The 9618-nt window shown below is 73.4% G+C and carries 5 protein-coding genes and 1 pseudogene; 1 reads left to right on the top strand and 5 read right to left on the bottom strand.

What is annotated here, in order from left to right; genetic code table 11:
* Positions 1-33 precede the first annotated feature (33 nt).
* The 4 genes and pseudogenes from BJF77_RS18590 to BJF77_RS18600 form a co-directional block, all read right to left on the bottom strand.
* Positions 34-1275, bottom strand: coding sequence for a heparan-alpha-glucosaminide N-acetyltransferase domain-containing protein (locus BJF77_RS18590; protein ID WP_083665266.1), 1242 nt, complete (start codon positions 1273-1275; stop codon positions 34-36).
* A complete protein-coding gene (locus BJF77_RS18595) occupies positions 1272-4964 on the bottom strand; it encodes a Pls/PosA family non-ribosomal peptide synthetase (protein ID WP_369821446.1) in 3693 nt (1230 codons plus the stop codon). Before BJF77_RS18595 ends, BJF77_RS18590 begins: the two co-directional genes overlap by 4 nt.
* Before the next feature lie 56 nt (positions 4965-5020).
* Positions 5021-5539, bottom strand: a pseudogene (locus tag BJF77_RS22930) (hypothetical protein); the annotation flags it as partial.
* Between the two features lie 161 nt (positions 5540-5700).
* Positions 5701-6663 carry a hypothetical protein gene (locus BJF77_RS18600; protein WP_187347300.1) on the bottom strand — a complete coding sequence of 321 codons (963 nt, stop codon included), beginning with the start codon at positions 6661-6663 and terminating at the stop codon, positions 5701-5703.
* A gap of 157 nt (positions 6664-6820) precedes the next feature.
* Here BJF77_RS18600 and BJF77_RS18605 point away from each other — a divergent pair, with 157 nt between their 5' ends.
* A complete protein-coding gene (locus BJF77_RS18605) occupies positions 6821-8320 on the top strand; it encodes an amino acid permease (RefSeq protein ID WP_369821447.1) in 1500 nt (499 codons plus the stop codon).
* A 264-nt stretch (positions 8321-8584) separates the two neighbouring features.
* On the opposite strand, the gene BJF77_RS18610 is transcribed toward BJF77_RS18605, so the two are convergent.
* Positions 8585-9307, bottom strand: a complete 723-nt coding sequence (locus BJF77_RS18610; protein WP_075873098.1) for a sirohydrochlorin chelatase — start codon at positions 9305-9307, stop codon at positions 8585-8587.
* Positions 9308-9618: the final 311 nt, after the last annotated feature.

A 9618-nucleotide genomic window follows, 5' to 3' on the forward strand; every position in this document is an offset into this window, starting at 1 on the left:
CGGTGGTCAGGTGGGGGGCTCGGGGGGGCTTGCTCAGCGGCTCGGTTCCGCCGGGGGGCGGGCCGCCACCCTGCGGGTGATGCCCTTGGAGACGCGGGCCACGAGCTTCTCGAGCGGGCCCTGGCCCACCGCCCGCTGCCAGGCCACGGCCAGCAGTCCGAAGACCGCCAGCTGCATCCAGAACCAGAACCCGGGCGCGAGGTCGTAGACCCCCGTGGCCAGGAACAGCAGGTGCAGCGTGTACAGGGTGAAGGTCATGGACCCGGCGGCCGCCAGCGGGGTGAGGGCCTTGCCGATCAGCCGGGCCAGCAGCAGGAAGGCGCCGAGCGCGAAGACGGCCATGCCCAGGCTGACGAACAGCGCCGCAGGGGTGTTGCTGTGCGGGGCCGGAACGGTCAGCCACCACAGGGTGGTGGTCGGCAGGGACGGCTCGGGGCCGAAGACCAGGATGGAGTCGATCTGCTCCTCGGACATCCAGGGGGTGGCGGACCAGATCCGCTCGTAGACCCCGAAGACCAGCAGCGCCGCCATGGACACCGTCCAGGCGAGCAGGGCGGTGGCCGCGCCCACGCCCACCAGCCACAGCTGCACCTTCCGGCTGGTGAGGTTCATCCGGCCCAGGGCCAGGCCGGCGAGCAGGTAGCTCATGTACGGCAGGGCCGGATAGGTGCCGGTGAGCAGCAGCTGGGACAGGACGGTGACCGGCTCGGTGACCAGGTTCCACAGCGTGGGGTTGCCGTAGACGTGGGCGGGCAGCACCTCCAGGGACCACTGCATGAGGAACGGGGAGAGCACGGCGAACAGTACCGAGGCCGCCAGCAGGTGGCGGATCCGCAGGCCCAGGAACGGAATGGCCAGCAGGAAGAACATCCCGTAGTAGATGAGGATGTTGTTCACCGGCGGGGCCACGAACCCCACGAGGAAGCCGACGAGGGCGATCACCGCGGCGCGGCCCACGAGTCCGGCCCGGTCCCCGGCCAGCCGCCGGCCCTCGTGCGGGGTGCGGCCGCCGGAGAGGAAGGCCAGGCTCACCCCGGCCAGGGTGGCGAACAGCGCCGCCGAGTGCCCGGCGAACAGGGACCAGCTCAGCGAGGCCCGCCCGGCCTCCTCGTCCCAGACCGGCATCGTGTGCACGGCGACCATGCCCAGCAGCGCGAAGCCGCGGGCGGCGTCCACGCCGACCAGCCGGCGCTTGGTGCGCCGCCCGGCGGGGCCGGGGACGTTGAGCACCGCGGTGCCCCCGCCCCGGGTGGTGGTGGGGTCGACGGCGCTCACCGGTTCGATCCCCCGCCGCCCACGAGCTCGCCGGCCGGGACGTGCAGCGGCCGGATCGGGTTCCCGCCCCAGGTGCTGCCGGCGGGCACGGTCTCCTGGGCCATCACCAGGGAGCCGGGGCCCACGGTCGCCCCGGCCTCCACGGTGCTGCCCGGGAGGACGAAGCTGTTCGGGCCCAGCGTGGACCCTGCCTCCATGGACACCGGCTGCAGCCGCATGATGCGGTCGTGGAACAGGTGCGTCTGGAGCACGGTGCCGCGGTTCACGGACACGCCGCGGCCGAGGTGGACCAGGTCGAATTCCGGCAGCCACCAGGTCTCGCACCACACGCCGCGCTCGATCCGCGCGCCCATCAGCCGCGCCCACACGTTGAACACCGGGGAGCCCACGGCCAGGCGGATCAGCCCGGGCACCGCCAGGGACTCGGCGAAGGTGTCGGCGAGCTCGTTGCGCCACACGAAGGAGCTGAACAGGGGGCGCTCGCCCTCGCGGAAGCGGCCCATGAGCGCCCACTTGACCATCACGGGCACCAGCGAGGCCAGCACGCCGGCGGCGAGCACCACGGGCGTGGCCCACAGCAGGGCCGAGACGATGCCGTCGAGGCCGCCCTCGGCGCGCATGTAGACGGTGGTCAGGACGTAGACGATGGCCAGGTCGATCCACGCGGTGACCATGAACGGCACGGCCCGCAGGGACTCCACGAGGGTTCGCGCCACGAGCAGCCGCCGGCGCGGCCGGTAGGTGACGTCCTCGTCGGCGGCGTCGCTGACCCGGCTGATCGGCTCGGGCATCCGGCCCAGCCAGGAGGTGCCGGCCTCGGCGTGCTCCGGGGCGGAGGAGAGCACGGCGATCAGGGAGTCCGCCGGGACGTCGCGCTCGGGTCCCACGATCCCGGAGTTGCCCACGAAGGAGCGCTCCCCCACGGTCGAGCGGCCCACGTGCACCCAGCCGAAGCCGGTGCGCGCGGAGCTGACCAGGGAGTGGTCGGCCATGAAGGAGCCGGACTCGAAGGTGGTCAAGTGCGGAAGGGTCTCCACGGTGGAGATCTCCACCTGGTTGCCCACACGGGCGCCCAGCAGCCGCAGGAAGAACGGCGTGGCGATCGAGGCGTAGACCGGATAGGTCGACACGAGGCTCTTCTGCAGCAGCACACCGGTCAGCCACACGGCCCAGGCCGCGGCCCCGTCGGCGCGGTGGTGACCGGGGGTGATCAGCCCGGCGAGCAGGCGCACCACGGCCACGAGCAGCGCGAGGTAGACGAGGGCCGTGAGCACGGCGAAGACCGGCACCCACAGGGCCAGGACCGGGAAGACGCGCTCGTAGAGCTCGATGCCCTGGACCTGGGTGAACACGATCAGGGCGCCGGGGACCACGGCGAGCACGGGCAGGAGCCCGACGGTGCCGAGCCCCAGGGCGTAGAGCAGGCCGTTGCGGAACCCTTGGGCGTGCCCGGGGGCCGGCTCCGGCCAGCTCGCGCCGGCGGGACCGAGGTCCTCGAGCGGGGAGCCGCCCTGCAGCCGCCCGGCGGGGACGGTGCCGGTGACGTGGGAGCCGGGGTCGACCTCCGCGCCGTCCTCGACCACCGCGCCGGGGCTGAGCAGCGTGCGGGTGCCGATCCGGGCGTGCGCGCCCACGGTGACGCCGTCGAGGTGGAGGACGTCGCCCTCGAGCCAGTAGCCGGAGAGGTCGACCTCGTGCTCCACGGCCGCGCCGTCGCCGATCGAGGCGAGCCCGCTGACCGGCGGCAGGGTGTCGAGGTGGGCGCCGCGGCCCACCCGGTTGCCGAGCAGGCGGAAGAACAGCACCATCACGGGGGTGCCCATGAGGGGTTCGAACTTGTTGAAGATCAGCACCCGCTCGGCCATCCAGACCCGCAGGTGGGTCCAGGAGCCGCGGGCGTGGGCGCCGGGGCGCAGCCGGAAGGTGAGCAGCCGGATGAACAGGGCGGTGAGCACCAGGCGGCCGGGCAGGGCGAAGAGCACCAGCCAGCCGACCACGAGCGGCAGCAGCGGCGGGTTCGGCACCCACGTGGCGCCGAGCAGGTTGAACAGCAGCCACACCACGATCGCGGAGCCCAGCACGTAGCGCAGCCCCGAGACGGCGTAGAGGCCCGCCAGGAAGGGGACCTGCACGAGCCCGTTCCAGCGCGGGGTGTCGGCCACCTGCCGGGTGCGCGCGGCGTTCTGGGCCGCGACGTCGACGGGGGCGAGCCCGGCGAGGTACTCGTGCATGCCGGTCAGAGTGGGGTGGCGGTAGATCTCCGCGATCTCCGCGTCCGGGTAGCTCCGGCGGATCTCGGAGACCAGCTTGGCCACGGCCACGGACGTGCCGCCGAGGGCGAAGAAGTCGCTGTCCTCGTCGATGGGCAGCGGGCCCAGCTGATCGGCCCACAGGGCGGCGAGCCACTCGAGCTCGGCGTCCACCGGGGAGCCGACGGCGTCCGCACCGTCGGTCGGCAGCGGCCAGGGCAGGGCCTTGCGGTCCACCTTGCCGGAGGTCTTCAGCGGCAGCTCGTCCATCAGCGCGAGCGCGGGCACCATCTGGCCGGGGAGGCGGTCGGCGAGCAGGCTGCGGGCCTCCGGGAGGTTCACCGAGCCCGGGGCGTCGGCCACCAGGTAGCCGACCAGGATCTGGTTGCCGGCGGGGGTGGTGTGCACCGCCGCGGCGCCGGCCTGCACGCCGGGCAGCCGGCTCATCTGCTCGTCGATCTCGCCCATCTCCACGCGGCGGCCGGAGATCTTGACCTGGTCGTCGGCGCGGCCCACGAAGACGATGCCCTCGGGGTCGGCGCGCACCACGTCACCGGAGCGGTAGGCCCGCTCCCAGCCCAGGGTGTCCATCGGCGCGAACTTCTCGGCGTCCTTGGCGGGGTCCAGGTAGCGGCCCAGCCCCACGCCGCCGATGATCAGCTCGCCCTCCTCGCCCCAGCGCACGGGGTTGCCGGCGGGGTCGACGACGGCGAGCTCCCACCCGGGCAGCGGCAGGCCGATGCGCACGGGCGGCTCACCGGTGAGCACGGCGCCGGTGGCGATGACCGTGGCCTCGGTGGGCCCGTAGGTGTTCCAGACCTCGCGGCCGGGGTGGACGAGGCGGGCGGCCAACTCGTTGGGGCAGGCCTCGCCGCCGAAGATCAGCAGGCGGATCCGGCTCAGCGCCTCGGCCGGCCACATGGACGCCAGGGTGGGCACCGTGGAGACGGCGGTGATCCCCCGCTCGACCAGCCAGGGGCCCAGATCGGTGCCCGAGCGCACGACCGCGCGCGGAGCCGGGACCAGGGCGGCGCCGGAGCGCCAGGCCAGCCACATCTCCTCGCACGAGGCGTCGAAGGCCACCGAGAGCCCCGCCATGACCCGGTCGCCCGGGCTCAGCGGGCGCCGGGGCAGGTACAGCTCGGCCTCGGCGTCCACGAGGGCGGCGGCCGAGCGGTGGTTGATCGCCACGCCCTTGGGCTTGCCGGTGGAGCCGGAGGTGAAGATGATCCAGGCGTCGTCGCCCGTGCCGGGCTCACGGCAGTCCGCTCCGGGGCGGACGCCGGTGCGGGTCTCCAGGGCCAGGCCGGCGCCGTAGACGGCGCACACCGAGGCCTCCTCCCACACCGTGGCCGCGCGCTCGTCCGGGTCGTCGAAGTCCACCGGCACGTAGGCGGCCCCGGCGAAGATCGTGCCGAGGATCGCGACGTAGAGGTCCACGGACCCGGAGGCACGCGGATGCCCACCCGGTCCCCGCGCCCGATGTCGAGGTCCCACAGGCGCTGGGCCTGCGCCTCGACGCGCTCGAGGAACTCGGCGTAGCTGAGCACCGTGGTCCCGTCGTCGACCGCCGTGGCGTCGGGGTGCCGGGAGACGGTGTCCATGACGACGTCCACCAGGGTGCGGGGCGCCGGGGCGGACTCGACCGGGAAGACGGCGCGGCCCGGGACCTGCGGCAGCGACTGCGTGTGCAGGGCCCGGTCGAGCAGCTCGGCGTCCTCCTGCGGGTCGTGGTCCGGGTTCCGGTCCTCGAGCAGGTGCCGGCCGCCCCCCGAGCGGGTCGAGCCGCTGCGCATGGTCGAGCGCACTGTCATTGATGTCCCCCATCGACGTTCACGCCGCTGCGGATCTGGCAGCGGCTGTGTCGGCGGGACGCAAGAACCCACAGGGCCGGTGGTGTCGGTGTGGAAGGCGCTCCAGGAGCGGGGCGCCGGGTCGGCGCACCGCGAAAGAGTCGTTGTCTCGGCTCGATGCCCCCGCACCGGCCTTCCCCCTGCGTCGGTCCCCGCCGACATATTTCTTCTCTACGGCACCGTACGGGCGGTCATATGCTATTGCAAGCCGGTGAGGGCGGGGCGCCCCGTCCGCGCCCGGCCGCACCCGCCCCCGGCCGCGTCGTTGCAGGCCGGACCGGGATCCGGGAGAGATGGATCACGTGCCCGGCCGCACGCCCGGCTCAGTCCTCGGCCGCGGTGAGGACCTCGCCGAGCACCCGCGCCTCGGGGAGCTCGAAGTGGTCGACGCCCTCCCGGTAGCGCACGCTGGTCCGCCGGTAGCCGGCGTCCTCGTAGTGGGCGTGGCCGGCGGCCGCCGCCGAGAGCGCGTCGAACGGGGCCCTCGGGTCGGAGCCGTCGTCGTCGAGGCCCACGTCCCAGTGCAGCAGCAGGTTCTCGAGCTGCTCCTCCGTGGGCCGGGAGGAGCCCGTGGCCGGGTCCCCCCCGCCGCCGGTGAGCACCGCCCCGCCGCCCTGCAGGAAGTCCACGCGGTCGGCGAGCAGCTCGTAGCTGATGAACTCCGCCCCGCCGGAGTAGCCGTGCAGCCAGGTGCGGGAGCGGTCGACGTCGTAGACGGGGAAGATCTCCTGCTCGGCCAGGGCCAGGAACCACTCGGCGTTGCCGTCGAGGTCCTCCCACCACGTGGGCTCGCCCTGCCGGTCCGGGGTGCGGGGTGCCACGAGCACCGCGTTGTGGCTGCGCGCCACCTCCGCGAGGCAGGAGACTTTGTGCTGGGGGTTGTGGAACTCGTAGGCGCCGTCGCCGTGGAGGCGGAAGACCACCCCGACCGGCCGGCTCCAGTCCACGCCGTCGGCGAAGACGTGGTAGCTGCTGGTCACCCCGTCGTGCTCGAAGGCCACGTTCATCCGGTCGGACGGCCCCTCCTGCAGGCGCACGCCCCCGGAGAGCACCGGCCCGTCGCTCAGCGGCCCCCGCTCGCCGCGGGGCGCGACGCTCACGCCCTCCAGTCCGTACGGGGCGCAGGAGATCTCCTCCTCGGCCGTCGGCGCAGGGTCCCACGCCCAGCGGGCCCCGAGCGTGGCCGCGAGCAGGAGGAGGGCGGAACCGGTGAGAAGGGCCACAACGGCCACCCAGCGGGACGGGTGGCGTGTGCCCTGCTGCCCCGGTCCGGTCTGCGATTCCACCCGCCCATCGTACGGGGACGCCCTGTGGCGCGGCTCCGCGCCGATTTCCCCTCTGCAACCTCTGCACCCATAATCGGCCAGGACCGTTCGGGGGGACGGCGCCACCGAACCTCCTCCTGCCGTGATCCGTCCACCGCACCAGAGGAGAAGATTCCGCGTGACCACCACCGCACGCCCTCGGGCCGAGCAGAGCGCGCCTGCGACCCAGGCGCAGCTGCAGTCCCAGGAGAAGCTGCGCCGCAGCCTCAAACCGCGCCACCTGACCATGATCGCGCTGGGCGGGGCCATCGGCACCGGCCTGTTCGTGGCCTCCGGCAACACCATCGCCACCGCCGGCCCGGGCGGGGCGCTGCTGGCCTACGTCGTGATCGGCTTCATGGTCTTCCTGCTGATGCAGAGCCTGGGCGAGATGGCCACGTACCTGCCGGTCTCCGGCGCGTTCGAGGAGTACTCCACCCGCTTCGTCAGCCCGTCCTTCGGCTTCGCCATCGGCTGGAACTACTGGTACAACTGGGCGATCACCGTGGCCGCCGAGCTCGTGGCCGCCGCGCTGATCATGCGCTACTGGCTGCCGGACGTCCCGTCCTGGATCTGGTCCGGGGCGTTCCTGCTCATCCTGTTCCTGCTCAACGCCCTGAGCACCCGCGCCTACGGCGAGAGCGAGTTCTGGTTCTCCCTGGTGAAGGTCGTCACCGTGGTGATCTTCCTGGTGCTGGGCATCCTGATGATCGTGGGCATCCTGGGCGGCGAGTCCCCCGGGTTCGAGAACTGGACCACCGGCGAGGCGCCCTTCGTGGGCGGCGGGCTGGGCATCCTGGCGATCTTCATGGTGGCCGGCTTCTCCTTCCAGGGCACCGAGCTGGTCGGCGTGGCCGCCGGTGAGGCGGAGGACCCCGAGAAGAACGTGCCCAAGGCCATCCGGACCGTGTTCGTGCGCATCCTGCTCTTCTACGTGGGCGCGATCACCGTGATCGGCTTCCTCATCCCGTACACCAGCCCCAACCTGCTCACCAGCGACGTCGAGGACATCTCCATCTCCCCGTTCACCCTGGTGTTCGAGAACGCCGGCGTGCTGGCGGCCGCCTCGGTGATGAACGCGGTGATCCTCACCGCCATCCTCTCCGCCGGCAACTCCGGGCTCTACGCCTCCACCCGCATGCTCTGGGCCCTGGCCGACGGCGGCAAGGCGCCGCGCTTCCTGGCCAAGGTCAACCGCCGCGGCGTGCCCATGAACGCGCTGCTCGCCACCACCCTGGTGGGCGGGGCGTCCTTCCTCACCACCTTCATCGGGGACGGGGACGCCTACGTCTGGCTGGTCAGCGCCTCGGGCCTGGCCGGGTTCATCGTGTGGATGGGCATCGCCTGGAGCCACTACCGGTTCCGCAGGGCCTACACCGCCCAGGGCCACGACCTGGCGGACCTGCCCTACCGGGCGCGGTTCTTCCCGCTGGGCCCCGTGATCGCACTCGCGCTGTGCGCCGTGGTGATCCTGGGGCAGAACTACCAGGCCTTCCTCGGCGAGGTGGACCTGACGGCCGCCCTCACCGCCTACATCGGCCTGCCGCTGTTCCTGGCCCTGTGGTTCGGCCACAAGCTGGTCACCGGCTCGAAGATGGTCCGCTACGAGGACGCGGACCTCAGGCGCGTCCGGGACTGACCCGCCTCCCGCCGAGTCCCCCACACCGGGGCACTCCACCCGCGCGTCGAGTCCCCCACATCGGGGCACTCCACCTGCTGAGTCCCCTACATCGAGGGACTCCCCCCCGCGCGTCGAGTGCCCCACATCGAGGCACTCCATCCGCCGAGTCCCCCATGAGCTCGCAAGTCCCCCCGTCCGATCGGGGGGACTTGCGAGCTCATGGGGGACTCGGCGCATCCAGCGGGGACTCACGCGGGCGCCCGGGTTCGGCGAGTGCGGGGGTCAGGACACCGAGCGGTAGCGGGAGACCACCACGTCCACGAGCTCGGGCGGGACCTCCCCCTCCGGCACGGCGAGGGGCTCGGTGTCCACGTCCGCCCCGGCGGCACGCGAGAGGTCCAGGAAGTAGCCGGGGGCCAGCAGGTAGTTGGCGACGACGACGCGGCCCCCGTCCGCCAGGCCGGCCCGGGCGGACGCCACCGCCTCGGCCACGCGGGGGCGGGCGGCGGCCAGGTAGGACACGGCCACCGGACGCGCCAGCTCCTCGCCCAGCAACTCCGCCACCGCGGCGCAGTCGACCACCGCCCGGCGGTCCGAGGAGCCGGCGGTGGCCAGCACCACGGCGTCGGCCTCCCCCAGCGGGGCCCCGGCGGCCGCGCAGGCCTCGTGCACCCGGCGGGCCAGCAGCCGGGCCAGCGCCCGGTCCGGGCCCAGGGCGCCGGAGACCCGGTGGAGCTCGTCGGCGGCCACCGCCTCGGCCACGTCCACGTAGACGTGGTAGCCGGCCGAGAGCAGCAGCGGGACCACCACGGCCGGGCGCCCGGCGTACTCCTCGGTGCGGGCGGCCAGGTCCGGGGTCTGCACGTCGACCCAGGTGGGAACCACCTCGGTCCCGGGCAGCTCGGCGGCGACGGCGTCCACCAGGCGGGACACGGCCGCGCGCCCGGCCGGGGACCGGGTGCCGTGGGCGCAGGCCAGCAGGACGGGGGCATCGGAGGTGCTCATGCGCCCAGCCTAGAAGCGCCGGGCCGCACGAGCAGGTGCCGTCACAGGACGTCACACAGCAACCAGGCTGTAACACGGATGCCCCACTCTGGTAGGGGCGCGACCATGGCATGCGTGCTTCCCCGATCCCCGCTCTCCCCCTGGAGGACCCCTTGCTCCTGACCGCCGACCTCGCCGACGTGCCGGTGCTCGTCCTCGGGGACCCGCACGAGGCCGCCGCGCCCACCGGCGCTACTCCTGACCGCCGACCTCGCCGACGTGCCGGTGCTCGTCCTCGGGGACCCGCACGAGGCCGCCGCGCCCACCGGCGC

Source organism: Kocuria sp. CNJ-770 (assembly GCF_001942375.1).
Classification (GTDB): Bacteria; Actinomycetota; Actinomycetes; order Actinomycetales; family Micrococcaceae; genus Kocuria; species Kocuria oceani.

Excerpts from the sequence above, each read along its gene's own strand:
- BJF77_RS18610 (WP_075873098.1), bottom strand. The coding sequence starts at position 9,307 with ATGAGCACCTCCGATGCCCCCGTCCTGCTGGCCTGCGCCCACGGCACC.